This is a genomic window from Shewanella sp. SM21 (genome assembly GCF_025654335.1).
In the GTDB taxonomy this organism is placed as follows: Bacteria; Pseudomonadota; Gammaproteobacteria; order Enterobacterales; family Shewanellaceae; genus Shewanella; species Shewanella oncorhynchi.
Window position 1 is genome coordinate 1 of record NZ_JAKKRL010000035.1, and the last position, 783, is coordinate 783.

Consider the following 783-nt stretch of genomic DNA (forward strand, 5'->3'; position numbering starts at 1 on the left):
AGTAATCGTGGATCAGAATGCCACGGTGAATACGTTCCCGGGCCTTGTACACACCGCCCGTCACACCATGGGAGTGGGCTGCAAAAGAAGTGGGTAGCTTAACCTTCGGGGGGGCGCTCACCACTTTGTGGTTCATGACTGGGGTGAAGTCGTAACAAGGTAGCCCTAGGGGAACCTGGGGCTGGATCACCTCCTTACCTATACGACTAACTTAATGTTTGTTGAGTGTTCACACAGATTGCTTGTTTAGCTTCTCTCACGAGAAGTCAGAGCTAAATGCGCCGCTAGCCGGTACGCATTGTTCTTTAACAATTTGGAAAGCTGATAGTATTTAATTACATGAGTCTGTCATGTGATTAATTACAAAACGTTTAATGCGAAAGCATTGAACATGAGTTCTCAAACACTTTATTAAGTGTCTTGAATATTCAATAGTAAATTATTCTTTATTGGATAGTTTACGTCTAAGGCGCGTCCACTTCTTTGGTCAGAAGTGAGACAAGTAAAACCAAGCTGGTCGCAATGCGGCGCAGGTGAGTGAAACTCATTTGGGTTGTATGGTTAAGCGACTAAGCGTATACGGTGGATGCCTTGGCAGTCAGAGGCGATGAAGGACGTAGTAACTTGCGAAAAGCGTTGGCGAGCTAGTAACAAGCATTTGAGCTAACGATGTCCGAATGGGGGAACCCAGCAGCATAAGCTGTTATCGCAACATGAATACATAGTGTTGCGAGGCGAACGAGGGGAACTGAAACATCTAAGTACCCTTAGGAAAAGAAATCA

General features: G+C 45.5%; 2 rRNA genes. Both read left to right on the plus strand.

Features of this window, described 5'->3' with window-relative positions:
* Positions 1-197, plus strand: a 16S ribosomal RNA gene (locus tag L5L94_RS21740); the annotation flags it as partial.
* Positions 198-559: 362 nt separating this feature from the next.
* Positions 560-783 (plus strand): 23S ribosomal RNA (locus L5L94_RS21745); the annotation flags it as partial.